This window comes from Sulfitobacter sp. TBRI5 (assembly GCF_051013555.1).
GTDB lineage: Bacteria > Pseudomonadota > Alphaproteobacteria > Rhodobacterales > Rhodobacteraceae > JL08.
The window spans coordinates 2,944,967-2,960,720 of the sequence record NZ_CP112884.1; the positions used below are offsets into that span (position 1 = coordinate 2,944,967).

The following is a 15,754-nucleotide window of genomic DNA, read 5'->3' on the forward strand; positions in this document are numbered from 1 at the left end:
ACCCCGGTCTGGCAGATGCCCGCCTTGTATCGCCGATGCCGCCCGACGTCACAAGAGCAGGTTGCACGTCGCAGGTTCGGGGCTGGCGATAGAATCGGGCAGTCCGCTGTCTGCCGCCACCTGTGCACGATTCGTGGCCATCAAAACTCTGATCAACGCAACCGCCCCAAAAAGCTGGCAAAAACAGGCTTGTGGATAAGTTTTTTTCGCGCGCGCACCAGAAAATTCTTTGATGACAAAGTCATAGGTTTGGCCAGCGATGCTGATAAGGATAACTCGACAGGTAATTATTCAGGGTTGAAAATACTATTTATAACTCGCCTTTTACGTGCAAGCGTGAAGAGGCTGTAAATTCAACTTGGGAGACGACCATATGCAAGCTCAACTGAAAACCTATGACACCTTTGCTGCCGCCACCATCGAAAGCGACGCTGCGCTTTTTGACGGGGCGGGAACCGAAATGTTCACGTCCGGTGCAGCCCCCTCTGCGTTCGCAACCGCCCTGATGGGCGACAGCGTGGAAATGTTCACATCCGGTGCGGCCCCGATGGGTGGTGCGACCGCACTGACCGGCGATGGCACACAGATGTTCACATCTGGCGCCGCACCTGCTGCATCCTCCGGCATTGCCACCGGCGAAGGCACCTATCTGTTCACGTCCGGTGCCGCGCCGTCTGTCTTGTCGGACATTGTCACCGGCGAAGGCACTCAGATGTTCACCTCGGGGGCTGCGCCAATCCTTTTGGCCACCGTTGTTGGCGGTGACGAGACAGGAATGTTCACATCCGGTGCCGCGCCAACAGCCACGTCCGATGCATCCACAGGCGAGGCGACACAGCTCTTCACCTCGGGGGCCGCACCGTGCGCCACAAGCGCTGCAATCACCGGCGAACGGACGGAGATGTTCACATCGGGTGCCTGATCCAGCGTGAATTGAAGACGTGAAAACTGGAAGCGGGGCGTTCAGAAGGCCCGAAACGACAAGGATGATTGAAATGTCGAACGTAATCCAACTGAACGCCCCCTCTGCGCGCCAAGGCCAGAAGGACTGTATAGCCGCCACATTGCGCTGCTTTGCACAGCACCGCCGGTTTGGGGATGATGTGTACTGGCTTAAGGAAAACGCCGAACTTCTGAACATTCTGGAATGTACCGGCATCCGCCCGGACACGTCGGCACTTGAGGCGCATGGCGGATTTTACGAGCAGGTGGAAAAACGGATGGGGTTTTTCCCGCAATATTACCGCTTTTTGTTGTCAATCTGTCTGGATCTCGAAGATCTGGGCGTGGCCGGCACCAAGGGCGAGGCGCTGGCGCATTGGGTGGCACGCCAAGGCATGGCAGAAGCCGAATTGTCTGATCTGCAACGCCTTGAAGCACGCCGCCTAATGATGCGCCGGGGTGTTGATCCTTTGCCGAATGACACAGGCCTGGAAACGCGGATGCGCCACTTTATCGCCCGCCATGCAACATTTGCCATGCCCAACAAAAAAGCCGCGTACGAGCTGACACACGCGGTATTCTACCTCAGCGAATATGGCCGGCGCGATCCTCTATTGGACACAGATGCGATAACCAGTCTCGAGTTTGCGGGATTGCTGGCCTATCTGGATCAGAATGCCGATTTGCTGGCTGAAATCTGTGTGGCGCTGCGCTATGCGGGGCAGACACCCTCGCAAATATGGGAAGGCTGGCTGGAACGGGAAACCCATCTCTTTTCGGTCGAGACCGGGCCACATGTCAGCGCGCAGGACGACTATCACGACTATTTTGTCTGCAACTGGTTGATGGCGGTCTCCGGACGCAAGAGGTTCGCAAAACCGGCCGAGCCTGCGCGTATGGCTTTTTTCCGCGCGCCCCCCTGCGCCGGGCCGTTGCGCGAAATGTCGGAATGCATGTTCCGTCTCGATGACCAGCGCAGCGCCGATTGGACAAGGATGCGCGAGGTCGTGCAGGCCGCCCTGAGCGACACCGGAACTGACATCCTGTGCGAAGCAGAGCAATCGACAGACAAGTTCGATGCGTTTTTTGAAGGCTTCGCCAGAACCGGACTGCAGGGAGTATCGGGATGAGTGCGCGCGCGCAGTCATGGCGGCCGCTTCTGGGGGCAACGGGATTGGGCACCGGGCTGGTGCTGATCTATACCGGATTGATTTCGGGGGCCGATGCGATTACGAAATTCATCGCGGGTGGCTATGCCGCGCCGCAGTTGTTTTGCCTTTCCGGTCTGGTCGTGGTGGTGCTGTCGGTTGCCCTGAACCAATTGCAAGGATCGCAGGCCGGGTTGCGCACGCGATGCCCGCGCGCAATGGCGGTGCGGGCGGGTGCAACGGTCATTGCCTGCACTGCGTTCTTTTATGCATTTCGCGCGCTGCCCTTTGCCGAAGTATTCCTGTTTATCGGGCTGATGCCGATCCTGTCAGGCATTCTGTCGGGTCTGATCTTGGGCGAACATGTGCGACCAATCGTATGGGGCGCGCTGGGCATGGGCTTTGTCGGGATGCTGTTCCTGTTTCCTGCCGGCCTGTCGGGGGTGTCGATCGGGCACGGTTTTGCGCTGCTGGCCAGTGTGGCGGGAACTGTGTCGATGATCATGGCCCGCTTTATCGGGCAGTATGAACACAATGCGCTGGCGCAGGTGTTTTATCCCAATCTTGCTGTATTCGCGATCATGGCAGTGGCCTTGCCGTTTGTCTGGGTGCCGATGCCACCCGCAGACCTGATTTGGGTTTTTGCCTATGCCACACTGCTGTTTGTGGCGCGCTGGGTTCTTGTTGTCGCGTTGCGTCTGCTGGCCGCCTATGCGGTGACACCTTTGCTGAACCTGCAATTCGTCTGGATGGTGCTGCTTGGTGCCGTTTTCTTTGGCGAAGTGCCTGCTGCGGGCACCTATCTGGGGGCCGGACTTGTCGTGCTGACCAGCCTGTTTCTGGTGTGGGAACAGCTTGCACCGGGGGCAGAGCGGATGCGCACTGCCCGCGCATAGGTAGGGGTTACATCGAAAACGATGTGCCGCAGCCGCAGGAACTGGTTGCGTTGGGATTGTTGATCACGAACCGGGCACCGATCAATTCTTCGCTGAAGTCGATAACGGCATTTTCCAGAAACGGTAGGGATACCGTATCAATCACCACCTTTTGCCCGGCACCTTCCAGTACCAGATCATCCTCGGCGGGCTGATCCAGTGCGATTTCGTACTGAAAACCAGAGCATCCGCCGCCTTCAACCGCGACGCGCAGCGCTTGACCCTGATCCGCGGCGCCGATTTCGGCGAGCCGGGCAAAAGCGCGTTCTGTTACTTTCGGAGGCAATTGCATTCTCTGGCCCTTGATACGGTTTCAACTTGGACGTGCCTGCAATATAGAAACCCAAGGGACAGGCCACAAGGACCGAGGTGATGATGAGTGCAGCTTTTGCCTCAGATCCGGCACGCAGCAGGGGACGGCGCGTACCGGAAGAGGAAAGTACCTTTCGTTCCTGCTTTCAGCGGGACCGGGACCGGATCATTCATGCATCGGCGTTCCGCCGTTTGAAACACAAGACCCAAGTGTTTGTTGAGCATGAGGGCGATTACTACCGCACACGTCTGACCCATTCGATCGAAGTGGCGCAGGTGGCGCGCACCATTGCCGGCGCGCTGGGCCTGAACGCAGAGCTGACCGAAGCGGTCGCACTGGCGCATGATCTGGGGCACACCCCGTTCGGACATACCGGCGAAGATGCGCTGCACGAAATGATGCGACCCTATGGCGGATTTGATCACAATGCGCAGGCGATCAAGATCGTCACGTCGCTGGAACGGCACTATGCGTCCTTTGACGGGCTGAACCTGACATGGGAAACGCTGGAAGGGATTGCCAAACATAACGGTCCGGTCACAGGCGCGCTGCCACATGCGCTGGCCGGCTATAACGCGGTGCATGATCTGGAGCTGGATACCCACGCCAGCGCCGAGGCGCAGGTGGCGGCGCTGTCGGATGATATCGCCTATAACAATCATGATCTGCACGACGGGCTGCGTGCCGGCTTGTTTTCCGAGGCCGAGATTGCGGAGCTGCCGATTATCGGTGCCGCCTATGCGCAGGTCGACCGGCTTTACCCCGACACAGACGCCTATCGCCGCCGGCATGAGGCATTGCGCCGGGTCTTTGGTGTGATGGTGTCGGATGTGATCGAAACATCCGGCAGGGCGTTGGCGCAATCGGGCGCGCAGGATGTGCGTGACATCCGGCATCTGGGGCGCCCGGTGATCCGGTTTTCGCCCGGTTTGTGGGCTGATTTGCAGCAGATCCGCACATTTCTGTTTGCCCGCATGTATCGGGCGCCGTCTGTCATGATCAAACGCGCCGAAGTCACCAAGGTGGTCGAAGACCTGTTCCCGATGTTTCTGGCGAATCCGGGGCTGTTGCCGAAACGCTGGCACAAGGACGTTGCGGCGGCTGCCGATGACAGGGTGGCGCTTGCCCGCATTGTGTCGGACTATATTGCCGGCATGACGGATCGTTTTGCACTTCAGGAACATGCGCGCCTGTGTGCAGACACGCCCTAAGCTGCGTTGACGCGGCCCGCAGGCCTGATAAACCCGACGCACGTCCGCAACAGGAACCTATCGACAATGAATATCTTTTCCGACCTGCGCCTTCTGGTCATCGACAGCCTTCAGTCAATGGTAGCGCAAGGTGCGCTGCCCGATGGGCTGGACATGTCCAATGTGACGGTTGAACCGCCGCGCGACAGCGCGCATGGCGACATGGCAACCAATGCCGCCATGGTTCTGGCGAAACCCGCAGGGCAGAATCCGCGTGTGATTGCGGATGCTCTGGCGGCCTTGCTGCTGGCCGACAGCCGGATCAGCACCGCCGAAGTGGCAGGCCCCGGGTTTTTGAACCTGCGCCTTGCGCCCAAGGTCTGGCAGGACGTGGTTCACGGTGTTTTCGATCTTGGCACCGGCTTTGGCCGTTCGGACATGGGGCAGGGCGCCCGGGTGAACGTGGAATATGTCAGCGCGAACCCGACAGGGCCTTTGCATGTCGGGCACACGCGCGGGGCGGTGTTTGGCGATGCGCTGGCATCGCTGCTGGATTTCGCCGGATTTGACGTGACGCGCGAATATTACATCAACGACGGCGGCGCACAGGTCGATGTCTTGGCGCGGTCGGTCTATCTGCGCTATCTTGAAGCGCACGGACAGGAAGTGGCCTTTGTCGATGGCACCTATCCCGGTGATTATCTTGTGCCGGTCGGGCAGGCGCTCAAGGACAAGGTTGGCGATGCCTGGGTGGATCAGCCCGAAGCGGTCTGGCTGCAGGACGTGCGTGATTTTGCAACTGACGCAATGATGGATCTGATCCGCGCCGATCTGGCGGCGCTGGGCGTCGAAATGGATGTTTTCTACAGCGAAAAATCGCTGTATGGCACTGGCCGGATCGAGGCGGCGATCGCCGATCTAGAGGGCAAGGGGCTGATTTACGAGGGCGTTCTGGAACCCCCGAAGGGCAAAATGCCGGAAGACTGGGAGCCACGCGAACAAACGCTGTTCCGCTCGACAGCGCATGGCGATGATGTGGACCGTCCTGTCAAGAAATCGGACGGCAGCTGGACCTATTTCGCGCCGGATATCGCCTATCATTATGATAAGGTTTCCAGGGGTTTCGATGCACTTATTGATGTGTTTGGCGCGGATCATGGCGGCTATGTCAAACGGATGAAGGCGGCGGTGTCGGCCTTGTCTGACGGGCGGGTGCCGCTGGATATCAAGCTGACCCAGCTGGTGCGGTTGTTCAAGAACGGTGAGCCGTTCAAGATGTCCAAGCGCGCGGGAACATTTGTCACCCTGCGTGATGTCGTTGATCAGGTGGGGGCGGATGTGACACGGTTTGTCATGCTGACCCGCAAAAACGATGCACCCCTGGATTTCGATTTTGACAAGGTGCTGGAACAAAGCCGGGAAAATCCGGTGTTTTATGTCCAATATGCCCATGCGCGCGTAATGAGCGTGCTGCGCAAAGCGTCCGAGGCCGGTATGGACGTCGAAGATGCGACGCTGGCCAAGGCGGATCTTGGCGGCCTGACGCACGAGGCGGAACAGGCAGTGGCCAAAAAGCTGGCGGAATGGCCCCGTCTGGTCGAAATTGCTGCGCGCACGCATGAACCGCATCGGGTGGCCTTTTACCTTTATGAACTTGCGGGTGAACTTCACGGCTTGTGGAACCGGGGCAATGACGAACCCGCGCTGCGCTTCATTCAGGAAGACGATGTGGCCACGTCACAGGCGAAAATCGCCCTTGCGCGCGCTGTTTCCGTTGTAATTGCGTCAGGTCTTGGTATTCTTGGCGTTAATCCGGCACAGGAAATGCGATAGAAAAACGCACCGCGCCGGGACAGAGCAAGTAACCGGACCCGAACGGCAGAGCATCGTTTGGGCAGCGAGGCAAAAAATGGCGGCAGATTGGGCAAGCGCGCAAGGCGCTTACGATTCGGATTTACAAAACGCAGCATCCAGAAGTTTAACATCGGCGGCCAAGCCGCTGGGCCAGCTGACTAATTTTGTCGGCGCGGCGGTATCGGTGGCATTGATCGCGGGTATCGGAGTTTGGGGATACAAGCTGTTCATCAGGGACGTCAGTGGCATTCCTGTCGTGCGCGCGGTTGAAGGCGCAATGCGGATTGCTCCCAAGGATCCGGGTGGCGCGCAGGCAGATCATCAGGGGCTGGCCGTGAACTCGGTGGCGGCAGAAGGATCGGCAGAAGCGCCGGCAGATCGTCTGGTTCTGGCGCCGCGCCCAGTTGATCTTGCCGCGGAAGATACACCCGTTCTGGCATCAGGCGCGGTTGACGCCGTGCCAGACGTTGCTGAAGAACAACAGCCGGAAGCCATAGCGCGGTCCGATGCGGACGAAACGCAAGCCCCCGCGGCGCTGACCGAGCAGGAAGCGCAGGCGCGTTCCATCGAGGCACTGGTGGCAGAACTGACCAACGGGGTAGAGCCATTAAGCAACGTTCCCCCGACCGCAGGTTCGCCCGTTGTCACCTCGGTTGCCGAAGTTGCGGCCGAACCCGAAGCGGAAGCGGAAGAGATCACCTCGGCGGTTGCAGAAACGGTCGAGCCAGACGTTGACGATGCATCCGGTATACAAAATTCCCTGCGGCCCAAGCCGCGCCCGACGCAATCGCAATTGGAAAACGTTGTGCAGGTGGCAGCCGTGGCCACATCACTTGAGCCATTGGATGCGGACAGTATCGCCCCCGGCACACGCATGGTTCAGCTTGGCGCCTTCGAAAGCGAAGAGGTGGCAAAATCCGAATGGGGCCGCCTGACCGGAAATTTTTCGGACTATATGGAAGATAAACAAAGCGTTATCCAACGCGCCTCAAGTGGTGGGCGCATTTTTTACCGCCTGCGGGCTGTCGGCTTTGAAGACCTGAGCGATGCGCGCCGGTTCTGTTCCGCACTTGTGGCGGAGAACGCGGATTGCATTCCGGTCATTGCGCGGTGACACGGTTCGGAGCGAGCATTCTGGATGCAGACGGGTTTCGGCTGAGCGCGGAAGAGATTGCCCTGTTCCGCGATGTTAACCCGTTCGGTTTTATCCTGTTTGCCCGCAATATCGATACGCCGGATCAGGTGCGCGCCCTGTGTGATGATTTTCGCGCGGCTGTGGGGCGCAATGCCCCGATCACCATCGATCAGGAAGGCGGGCGGGTGCAGCGCCTGCGCCGCCCGCACTGGCGCGACTGGATGCCGCCGCTGGATTTCGTACATCTTGCCAAAGACAACGCGCAAGAGGCGATGTATCTGCGCTATCGCCTGATCGCGCAGGAACTACACGCGCTGGGTATCGACAGCAATTGCGCCCCGATGGTGGATGTCGCCGCCGATTGCACCCACGCGTTTCTGCGCAACCGCTGTTACGGAACAGATCCCGACAGTGTTGCGTCACTGGGTAGGGCGGTTGCCCAGGGCCTGCTGGACGGGGGCGTTCTGCCGGTGTTAAAGCACATTCCGGGCCATGGCCGCGCGACGCAAGACAGCCATTTTGATCTGCCCCATGTCGATGATGATCTGCACGACCTAAAAGCGCGGGATTTTGCGCCGTTCAAGGCGCTGAACGATCTGCCCATGGGGATGACCGCGCATCTGGTTTACAGTGCCGTTGATGATGCACCCGCCACGATATCGCCCCGCATGATGAGCCTGATCCGCGAGGATATCGGATTTGACGGTCTGATCATGACCGATGATATTTCAATGAAAGCGCTTAAGGGCAATCTGGGCGATCTGTCCCGCGCGGCGATTGCGGCGGGGTGCGATGTGGTTCTGCATTGCAACGGAACGCTGGCGGAACGCGCCGAAGTTGCCCAAGCCGCCGGCGAGATGGGCGATGCCGCGCAAAGACGTGCCGAGGCGGCATTGGCCGCACGAAAGCCGCCCCAGCCGCTTGACATTGCGTCTTGTGAAGCCCAGCTTGAAGCGCTTTTGAACGGGCAGGTATATGGCTGAGGACAGTTTTCAGGAAGATACACTGTCGGTATCCGACAGGATGGCCGCAGAGGCGTTGATAGTCGACGTTGACGGGTTTGAAGGCCCGCTTGATCTGTTGCTGACACTGTCGCGCACGCAAAAAGTGGATTTGCGCAAGATTTCCGTGCTGCAACTGGCCCGTCAGTATCTTGAATTCGTGGAAAAAGCCAAAGTGCTGCGGATCGAACTGGCCGCGGATTATCTGGTGATGGCAGCGTGGCTGGCGTTTTTGAAATCGCGTCTATTGTTGCCCCCCGATCCCGCCGAAGAAGGCCCGTCAGGAGAAGAACTGGCGGCACATCTGGCGTTTCAGTTGGAACGGTTGCAGGCGATGCGGGATGCTGCTGCGCGGCTGATGGCGCGCGACCGTCTGGGGCGTGATTTTTTTGCGCGCGGCGTGCCGCAAACCGTCGAACGTACCCGCAAGGTCAGCTATAGCGCGACGCTGCTGGACCTGATGCAGGCCTATGCCCGTATCCGCACGCGCGACGAGTTCCGCCCCTATGTCATGGATCGCGATGCTGTATTCACCATGGAACAGGCGCTGGACCGGATGCGCGGCCTGATCGGCTATGGTGGCGAATGGACCGATCTGTCAAGTTACCTGCCGGATGGCTGGAGCAGTAATCCCCAACGCCGGCGCAGTGCGACCGCATCCACCTTTGCAGCGACCCTGGAACTGGTAAAAGAAGGCGCCCTGGAAATCAGGCAATCGGAATTGTTTGCTCCGATCCAGCTGCGCAAAAGGGATTAGAACAGTGTCGCAAGATTATGAAGAACAAGACAAAACACTGTTCGAAGCTCCGCCGCTTGCGGAACAGGAACGCATGGTCGAGGCGGTTCTGTTCGCCAGTGTCGAACCGGTAAGTGTCAAGGAGCTGGAAAGCCGCATGCCCCATGGCTGCGATGCTGCCGAGGCATTGGTGCATCTGCGCAAACGCTATGAAGGGCGCGGCGTACATGTGGTCAAGATCGGCGATGCCTATGCGATGCGCACCGCCAACGATCTTGGGTTCCTGATGCAAAAGGAAACAGTCGAAACCCGCAAGCTGAGCAGGGCCGCGATCGAAACCCTTGCGATCATTTCCTATCACCAGCCCGTCACACGGGCCGAGATCGAAGAAATTCGCGGCGTCAGCGTGTCGCGCGGTACTGTGGACCAGTTGCTGGAGCTTGAATGGATCCGCTTCGGGCGGCGGAAAATGACACCGGGGCGACCGGTCACATTTGTCGTCACCCAGGAATTTCTGGACCATTTCGGATTGGAAAGCGCGCGGGATCTGCCCGGGCTCAAGGAATTGCGGGCAGCCGGCTTGCTGGAAAATCGCGCACCGCCCGGAACGGTGCCGTTAATGGGCGAAGGCGACGAAGAAGAAGAAACCAACGAAGGCCAGTCGGAACTTTTTGAAGATTGATCGGGCCGGTGCCCAGAAATCTTCATGATTACCGGCTATATAACAATAAAACGAGCTGTGGAGGCAGACATGAACATGAACCAGATCATCAACATGGTCATCCGCATTGTCATGCGGAAGGCGATCAACAAGGGTATCAACATGGGGATGGGTCAGGCGGCCAAAATAGGCCGCAAACCAAAGGCCCAGCAACCGCGTGACCTGATCGAATAGACCTGTCGCGCGCTATTTGAAGTGTTTGGACAGCTTCAGGCCCTGACCCTGATAGTTTGACGCAATGCCTGCGCCGTATAGCTGTGTGGGCACGTCCTGCATCCGTTCATAGACCAGACGCCCCACCACCTGACCATGTTCCAGAACAAAGGGCGCTTCGTGGCAGCGCACTTCCAGCACGCCGCGCGAACCGGCCCCGCCAGCGGCATCATGGCCGAAACCGGGGTCAAAAAACCCTGCATAATGCACCCGGAATTCGCCGACCATGGCCAGATAGGGGGCCATTTCGGCCGCATATTCCGGCGGAATGTGCACGGCTTCACGGCTGACAAGAATATAAAACGCGCCGGGATCCAGAATGATCTGGCCGTTTGTTGTGCGCACGTCTTCCCAGTATTCGGCCGGGTTGTAGTGGCCGATTCTGTCCAGATCGATCACGCCGGTATGGGGTTTGGCACGATAGCCGACCAGATCAGTGCCTGGCAGTTTCAGATCAACGGAAAAACCCAACCCGTCATCAATCACCGCCGTGCCGTCAACCAGTGGTGATTGTGCGTGCAAGGCGTTCAATGCAGCATCGTCCAGTACCGCATGGCCGACGCGAAACCGGATCTGGTTCAGCCGCATACCGGGCCGCACCAGTACCGAAAACGAGCGTGGACAGATTTCAGCATAAAGCGGTCCGTGATAGCCCGTAGCGATACGATCGAACTCCACGCCGCCATCAGTGATGGTGCGGGTCAAAAGATCCAGCCGTCCGGTCGAACTTTTGGCGTTGGCCACCGCCTGCATCCCGTCCGGCAGGGCCAGTGATTCCATCAGGGGCACAACGTAAACACAGCCTTTTTCAAGAACCGCACCGTCTGTCAGATCAACACGGTGCATTTCAAATTCCTGCAACCGCTCAGCGACAGTTCGCCCTGCACCAGCCAGAAACGATGCCCGTACGCGGTAGGCGACACTGCCCAGACGCAAATCAAGGCTTGCCGGCTGGATTTGCGCATCCTCAATGGCGGGCTGGCCTGCAATCACGCCATCGGCGATCATTTTCGACAGGTGCTGGTTTGGAATTACGCCAGTCATTTCAATCCCTTCGCGATCAACGCACCCCGGACAGCCCGGCCACATCTGTGGCCATGGTGTCGGGGATATATCGTCGGATGAATTTGGTCGGGCTAGCAGGACTCGAACCTGCGACCTTCCGTCCCCCAGACGGACGCGCTACCAGGCTGCGCCATAGCCCGACGATGTGCCGTTCATAGTGGAAATGCGCGCAGGAGCAAGGGGGAATTGCCACTTGTGACTACTCTTTGCCCGTCCCGGTCAAACGCGCATGCAGAGATTCGAGCCGCGCATAGGATTGCCGGACGGCTGACAGGTCTGCCGCGCGCAATCTGTGCAGTTTCGCGGCCTTGGCCAGAATACCCGGAACGGCCTCGATATCCTGTTCGTCGGGGCCATCCAAAGCTTCGACAACACGCGGTTTCGGTTTCGTGGTGTCGGTCGCGGTTGGCCGCTGCATGAAAGAGGGTAACGGCTCGGGCGGTTTTGCCACCGGCGCCTGTTCCGCCACTTCGTCATCGGATCGAACGGGTTGTTCTTCCGGCTCTGGCGCAGGTACGTCGGCATCTGGCGCGTCGGGTGTTGCGCTTTGCTGATCGGTTTCCGGCTCGGGCGCTGCATCGGCCGTGACGGCATCGCTGTCTTCGGTTTGCGGCTCTGGCTTGGCTGTGTCCGCCGGGCTCTGGAAGGGCACCACCGTGCTGTTATCATCTTTGGCAGGGGCGGTTTTTTCCGGCGCGTCACGCGCTGGCGCTTCGTTATCCAATTGCGCCATTGTCAGATCATCAAGCGATGGCGATTGATCGGAAACGAACCCAACACCTTGTTCGCGAATGATTTTCTGCACACCTTTGATGGTTACGCCATCATCGTGCAGCAGTTTCTTAATGCCCCCCAGAAGCAACATGTCCGAGGGTCGGTAATACCGCCGCCCGCCCGCGCGTTTGACGGGTTTCACCTGACTGAATTTGCTTTCCCAGAACCGCAGGACATGGGCCTGAACACCCAGCCACTCTGCCACCTCTGAAATGGTGCGAAAGGCGTCGGGGGATTTGGCCATATCCGCGCGCGTTCCTTAGCGCTTGTTGCCGTCAGCGACGCGATCTTTCATCAGATGCGATGGCCGAAAGGTCAGAACCCGGCGCGGGTTGATCGGAACCTCTTGCCCGGTCTTTGGGTTGCGCCCGATGCGGGCTGACTTATCTCGTACACTGAAGGTGCCAAAAGATGAAATCTTGACCTGTTCGCCACGCACAAGCGCGTCCGACATATGCTCAAGAACACTTTCAACCAGCTGGGCGCTTTCATTGCGCGACAGGCCGACTTCGCTGAACACAGCTTCGCTCAGGTCCATCCGGGTCAACGTCTTATCCGCCATTTCCATCCCCTTTGTTTTGGCAACCATAGGGTCTTTGGAAATTCCGAGTCAATATCAATGGCTTGTGGGGACAAGATTAAGCGATGAAATGCAACCAATTACCAGCGCAGAACGACGGCACCCCAGGCCAAACCGCCGCCGATTGCCTCGGTCACGATCAGATCTCCCTGTTTGATCTGGCCGCGTGCCTTCCCGACCGACAGGGCCAGCGGAATGGATGCCGCCGACGTGTTGCCGTGGTCCTGTACGGTGACGACAACTTTTTCCATCGGCACACCCATTTTCTTGGCGGTGCCCTGAATAATGCGGATATTGGCCTGATGTGGCACGATCCAGTCAACCTCGTCGGTTTCAACGCCGGCTCGTTGCATCGCGGTTTCCGCGGTGCTGGCCAGTTTTTCAACGGCGTGGCGAAAGACCTGATTGCCCTGCATGCGCAGATAACCGGTTGAGTGGGTGCTGACCCCGCCATCAACGTATAACAGGTCGCGATAGCGGCCGTCGCTGTTCAGATCGGTCGACAGAATACCGCGATCCTGCGCGGTGCCGGTGCCGTCCTGACCTTCCAGAATCAGTGCGCCGGCGCCATCCCCAAACAAGACGCAGGTGCCGCGATCACTCCAGTCCATGATGCGGCTGAAGGTTTCCGCGCCGATCACCAGCACCCTGTTGGCCTGTTGTGATGCAATCAGGGCAGCAGCGTTTGACAGGGCAAAGACGAACCCTGCACACACGGCCTGCACATCAAAGGCAAAGCCCTTGGTCATGCCCAGTTCGGCCTGCACCATCGTGGCGGCTGACGGAAATGTCAGATCTGCCGTGGATGTGGCGAGTACGATGGCATCAATGTCGTCAGCTTCCAGCCCGGCATCCTGCAACGCAGCACGCGCCGCGTTTGTCGCCATTGCCGAAGTTGTTTCACCTTCGGCGGCGAAATGGCGGCGTTCGATCCCGGAACGGGACCTGATCCATTCATCTGAAGTATCCAGCGTTTTTTCGAATTCGCTGTTAGGAACGATCCGTTCGGGTAGATAGTGCCCGACGCCTTTGACCACGGCGCGTCTTGTCATTCTTTTTGTCCGTTCGTGTGTTCGGCTTGTTCTGCCGATGTGCCTGTATCGACATCTTGGTCAAGCAGACCGGTGGATGCAACCCGCGCCGCCAGTTTTTCCGTGAAACCCAGTTGTGCAAGCTGGAATGCCAGCTTGACCGCGGCTGACACGCCGGTCGCATCGGCGGACCCGTGGGATTTGACCACGGTGCCATTCAAGCCCAGGAACACACCGCCGTTCACGCGGCGGGGATCAATGCGTTTCTTCAGTCGGGTCAGGGATGTCAGCGCCAGCAATGACGCCAGACGCGACAGTGGAGAGTATTTGAAAGCTTCGCGCAACAGGTCCCCGATCAGTTGCGCGGTGCCTTCGCCGGTCTTGATCGCGACATTGCCGGTAAACCCGTCGGTGACGATCACGTCGGCAATATCACCGGAAATATCGCCGCCCTCGACAAAGCCGACGAATTCATAGGCGGCAGTGTCGGCATATTGACCGATCAACTCGTGCGCCTCTTTCATTTCGGCGCGGCCTTTGTGTTCTTCGGTGCCGACATTCAGCAGGCCGATGCGCGGACGGCGCAGATCAAGACCATTGCGCGCGTAAGACGCGCCCATCATCGCATATTGCAGCAGATCGCGGGCGTCAGCGCGCACATCGGCGCCGACATCCAGCAGCACGTTGAACCGCTGCGGATTGCGCGAGGGGTAAAGAACAGCGATGGCGGGGCGGTTCACGCCGGGCAGCTTGCGCAGGCGGATCATTGCCAGTGCCATCAACGCACCGGTGTTTCCACAGGACACGGCAACAGTTGCTTCGCCCGCGCGCACCGATTCGATGGCTGACCACATGGACGTTGTCTTGCCGTTGCGCACAACGGATGACGGTTTGTCATCCATCGACACCACATCGGGCGCATCCCGGATCTCGCACCGGCCCTGCAACGGTTTGCGTTTGGCAACCAGTGCGTTCAGTTCGTCCGCATGGCCATGAAGAATGAACCCGATTTCGGGATTCAGACGCGCAGATTCGGCAATACCGGCGACAACTGTCGCCGGTCCCTGATCTCCACCCATTGCATCAACAGATAGGATAATGCGCCTGGCCTTCGCGTCTGTCTGATCGGGCTGTGCCGTCATGCGAATGCCTTTGTGCCTTTAGGTCAGGCCGCGTCTTCGTCCAGATCGACCTCGTCCACCATAGCGACAACTTCCTGGTCGTCATAGTGCCCGCAGGCCGCGCAAATATGATGCGGACGTTTCAGTTCGCCGCAGTTTGCACATTCGTTCGGGTTCGCAGCAACCAGGGCATCATGGCCGCGACGATTGTTGCGGCGTGACTTGGATACTTTGTTTTGTTGGACAGCCATGTCTCAACCTCAGATATTATGGGCCTGCCAAGATCGGCATCGGGCCGCGTTTCACGAGCGTGACGTGCGTTTAGGCCCAAGCCTGCGTCATGTCCAACTCTAAATACGATGAAGGCGCGAAAATACTGTTATTTGTTCCCGGCGCAAGCGATTTCTGGATCGCGTCACTCCAAACACACACAGGCGCTGTCAGGGATCTTTTTTCAGACTGTCACGCAAGCCTGCAAGGCCTGCAAAAGGTTTGGCTTCATCATCACTCATCGGGGTGGTTCCGGGTTCGGCAAAACGCGAATGCTCCAGATCGGCCCCTTCTTTTCTGGGGTAATCGGGCAGCGCCAGCGCCAGAGATTCGGTCATGACCAGCTCGGGATCGATAAATGTGCCCAGGGGTTCGATGGTATCGTCCTCGGGCATTTCCGCCTCTGGCGCGTCGGGTTTCACAAAATCCCTGATAAAGCGGCGCACCACCGGAACATCAATCCGCGTTGTCACTGGTTCCAATGTCACGACACAGGGTTGCACAACGGTTGCGCCCAAGGTTGCCTGCAATTCCCAATCGTGCTGGCCCAAAGCCGACACTGTGCCCTGAAACGACAATTTGCGCAGGGCCAGCAGGCCCAGATCACGTGCGATATCCTGCAGGGCCGCCGCATCGGGGCGCAGATCGAACGGCGTTGCCGCGTTGTGCGACAAATCCGCGACACGCAGCGCGCGTGTTGTGCTCTGGGGCAAACTCATCCTGAT

At 58.8% G+C, this 15,754-nt stretch carries 18 protein-coding genes and 1 tRNA gene; 10 read left to right on the forward strand and 9 right to left on the reverse strand.

The features are described 5' to 3' along the window. Positions 1-373 precede the first annotated feature (373 nt). The 3 genes from OLX72_RS14860 (at position 374) to OLX72_RS14870 (ending at position 2,986) form a co-directional block, all read left to right on the forward strand. Positions 374-922: a DUF6749 family protein gene (locus OLX72_RS14860; protein WP_114870551.1), complete on the forward strand. Its 549-nt coding sequence runs from the start codon at positions 374-376 to the stop codon at positions 920-922. A gap of 73 nt (positions 923-995) precedes the next feature. Beyond that, the gene (locus OLX72_RS14865; protein ID WP_114872302.1) at positions 996-2,072 is read left to right on the forward strand and encodes a DUF6902 family protein; all 1,077 of its coding nucleotides are present in this window, start codon (positions 996-998) and stop codon (positions 2,070-2,072) included. Then, entirely contained in the window at positions 2,069-2,986 is a 918-nt protein-coding gene (locus tag OLX72_RS14870; RefSeq protein WP_433988982.1) for a DMT family transporter, read from the forward strand. Before OLX72_RS14865 ends, OLX72_RS14870 begins: the two co-directional genes overlap by 4 nt. A 7-nt stretch (positions 2,987-2,993) precedes the next feature. Here OLX72_RS14870 and OLX72_RS14875 read toward each other — a convergent pair whose 3' ends face one another. Further along, positions 2,994-3,317: a HesB/IscA family protein gene (locus tag OLX72_RS14875; protein WP_114870549.1), complete on the reverse strand. Its 324-nt coding sequence runs from the start codon at positions 3,315-3,317 to the stop codon at positions 2,994-2,996. An 80-nt stretch (positions 3,318-3,397) separates the two neighbouring features. Between OLX72_RS14875 and OLX72_RS14880 the strand changes: the two genes are divergently transcribed. From OLX72_RS14880 to OLX72_RS14910, 7 genes are all read left to right on the forward strand, one after another. Then, positions 3,398-4,549 carry a deoxyguanosinetriphosphate triphosphohydrolase gene (locus OLX72_RS14880; protein WP_433988983.1) on the forward strand — a complete coding sequence of 384 codons (1,152 nt, stop codon included), beginning with the start codon at positions 3,398-3,400 and terminating at the stop codon, positions 4,547-4,549. A gap of 66 nt (positions 4,550-4,615) precedes the next feature. Then, positions 4,616-6,361 (forward strand): arginine--tRNA ligase, encoded by a 1,746-nt coding sequence (argS, locus tag OLX72_RS14885; protein ID WP_433988984.1) that lies wholly within the window; start codon positions 4,616-4,618, stop codon positions 6,359-6,361. Between the two features lie 76 nt (positions 6,362-6,437). Further along, on the forward strand, positions 6,438-7,496 hold the full coding sequence (locus OLX72_RS14890; protein ID WP_433988985.1) for an SPOR domain-containing protein: 1,059 nt from the start codon (positions 6,438-6,440) through the stop codon (positions 7,494-7,496). Beyond that, positions 7,493-8,500, forward strand: coding sequence for a beta-N-acetylhexosaminidase (nagZ, locus tag OLX72_RS14895; RefSeq protein WP_433988986.1), 1,008 nt, complete (start codon positions 7,493-7,495; stop codon positions 8,498-8,500). Before OLX72_RS14890 ends, nagZ begins: the two co-directional genes overlap by 4 nt. Beyond that, complete coding sequence (locus OLX72_RS14900) at positions 8,493-9,275, forward strand: segregation and condensation protein A (RefSeq protein ID WP_114870544.1); 783 nt, start codon at positions 8,493-8,495, stop codon at positions 9,273-9,275. Before nagZ ends, OLX72_RS14900 begins: the two co-directional genes overlap by 8 nt. Positions 9,276-9,279: 4 nt before the next feature. Continuing rightward, positions 9,280-9,936 (forward strand): SMC-Scp complex subunit ScpB, encoded by a 657-nt coding sequence (scpB, locus tag OLX72_RS14905; protein ID WP_114870543.1) that lies wholly within the window; start codon positions 9,280-9,282, stop codon positions 9,934-9,936. A 69-nt stretch (positions 9,937-10,005) separates the two neighbouring features. Continuing rightward, positions 10,006-10,149, forward strand: coding sequence for a hypothetical protein (locus tag OLX72_RS14910; protein ID WP_162798063.1), 144 nt, complete (start codon positions 10,006-10,008; stop codon positions 10,147-10,149). A gap of 12 nt (positions 10,150-10,161) precedes the next feature. Here the strand turns inward: OLX72_RS14910 and OLX72_RS14915 are convergent, their stop codons facing one another. The 8 genes from OLX72_RS14915 to OLX72_RS14950 all read right to left on the reverse strand — a co-directional run bounded on the left by OLX72_RS14915 (position 10,162) and on the right by OLX72_RS14950 (position 15,748). Beyond that, positions 10,162-11,232 (reverse strand): 2'-deoxycytidine 5'-triphosphate deaminase, encoded by a 1,071-nt coding sequence (locus OLX72_RS14915; protein WP_433988987.1) that lies wholly within the window; start codon positions 11,230-11,232, stop codon positions 10,162-10,164. An 84-nt stretch (positions 11,233-11,316) separates the two neighbouring features. Then, positions 11,317-11,393 (reverse strand) — tRNA-Pro (locus OLX72_RS14920). Positions 11,394-11,452: 59 nt separating this feature from the next. Further along, positions 11,453-12,271, reverse strand: a complete 819-nt coding sequence (locus tag OLX72_RS14925) for a MerR family transcriptional regulator (RefSeq protein WP_433988988.1) — start codon at positions 12,269-12,271, stop codon at positions 11,453-11,455. Positions 12,272-12,286: 15 nt separating this feature from the next. Next, entirely contained in the window at positions 12,287-12,589 is a 303-nt protein-coding gene (gene ihfA / locus OLX72_RS14930) for an integration host factor subunit alpha (protein ID WP_114872300.1), read from the reverse strand. A gap of 98 nt (positions 12,590-12,687) precedes the next feature. Then, positions 12,688-13,659 (reverse strand): beta-ketoacyl-ACP synthase III, encoded by a 972-nt coding sequence (locus tag OLX72_RS14935; RefSeq protein ID WP_433988989.1) that lies wholly within the window; start codon positions 13,657-13,659, stop codon positions 12,688-12,690. Beyond that, positions 13,656-14,780, reverse strand: coding sequence for a phosphate acyltransferase PlsX (plsX, locus tag OLX72_RS14940; RefSeq protein WP_114870540.1), 1,125 nt, complete (start codon positions 14,778-14,780; stop codon positions 13,656-13,658). Before plsX ends, OLX72_RS14935 begins: the two co-directional genes overlap by 4 nt. 23 nt (positions 14,781-14,803) lie before the next feature. Further along, positions 14,804-15,010, reverse strand: a complete 207-nt coding sequence (rpmF, locus tag OLX72_RS14945; RefSeq protein WP_114870539.1) for a 50S ribosomal protein L32 — start codon at positions 15,008-15,010, stop codon at positions 14,804-14,806. A gap of 189 nt (positions 15,011-15,199) precedes the next feature. Continuing rightward, positions 15,200-15,748: a YceD family protein gene (locus tag OLX72_RS14950; protein WP_114870538.1), complete on the reverse strand. Its 549-nt coding sequence runs from the start codon at positions 15,746-15,748 to the stop codon at positions 15,200-15,202. Positions 15,749-15,754 lie beyond the last annotated feature (6 nt).

What these genes read in the sequence shown, in the direction of transcription:
- OLX72_RS14915 (WP_433988987.1), bottom strand. Translation starts at nt 11,232, where the DNA reads ATGACTGGCGTAATTCCAAACCAGCACCTGTCGAAAATGATCGCCGAT.
- ihfA (WP_114872300.1), bottom strand. Translation starts at nt 12,589, where the DNA reads ATGGCGGATAAGACGTTGACCCGGATGGACCTGAGCGAAGCTGTGTTC.
- OLX72_RS14880 (WP_433988983.1), top strand. Translation starts at nt 3,398, where the DNA reads ATGATGAGTGCAGCTTTTGCCTCAGATCCGGCACGCAGCAGGGGACGG.
- rpmF (WP_114870539.1), bottom strand. Translation starts at nt 15,010, where the DNA reads ATGGCTGTCCAACAAAACAAAGTATCCAAGTCACGCCGCAACAATCGT.
- OLX72_RS14925 (WP_433988988.1), bottom strand. Translation starts at nt 12,271, where the DNA reads ATGGCCAAATCCCCCGACGCCTTTCGCACCATTTCAGAGGTGGCAGAG.
- OLX72_RS14935 (WP_433988989.1), bottom strand. Translation starts at nt 13,659, where the DNA reads ATGACAAGACGCGCCGTGGTCAAAGGCGTCGGGCACTATCTACCCGAA.
- OLX72_RS14950 (WP_114870538.1), bottom strand. Translation starts at nt 15,748, where the DNA reads ATGAGTTTGCCCCAGAGCACAACACGCGCGCTGCGTGTCGCGGATTTG.
- argS (WP_433988984.1), top strand. Translation starts at nt 4,616, where the DNA reads ATGAATATCTTTTCCGACCTGCGCCTTCTGGTCATCGACAGCCTTCAG.
- OLX72_RS14860 (WP_114870551.1), top strand. Translation starts at nt 374, where the DNA reads ATGCAAGCTCAACTGAAAACCTATGACACCTTTGCTGCCGCCACCATC.
- OLX72_RS14865 (WP_114872302.1), top strand. Translation starts at nt 996, where the DNA reads ATGTCGAACGTAATCCAACTGAACGCCCCCTCTGCGCGCCAAGGCCAG.
- OLX72_RS14870 (WP_433988982.1), top strand. Translation starts at nt 2,069, where the DNA reads ATGAGTGCGCGCGCGCAGTCATGGCGGCCGCTTCTGGGGGCAACGGGA.
- OLX72_RS14875 (WP_114870549.1), bottom strand. Translation starts at nt 3,317, where the DNA reads ATGCAATTGCCTCCGAAAGTAACAGAACGCGCTTTTGCCCGGCTCGCC.
- plsX (WP_114870540.1), bottom strand. Translation starts at nt 14,780, where the DNA reads ATGACGGCACAGCCCGATCAGACAGACGCGAAGGCCAGGCGCATTATC.
- OLX72_RS14910 (WP_162798063.1), top strand. Translation starts at nt 10,006, where the DNA reads ATGAACATGAACCAGATCATCAACATGGTCATCCGCATTGTCATGCGG.
- OLX72_RS14890 (WP_433988985.1), top strand. Translation starts at nt 6,438, where the DNA reads ATGGCGGCAGATTGGGCAAGCGCGCAAGGCGCTTACGATTCGGATTTA.
- OLX72_RS14900 (WP_114870544.1), top strand. Translation starts at nt 8,493, where the DNA reads ATGGCTGAGGACAGTTTTCAGGAAGATACACTGTCGGTATCCGACAGG.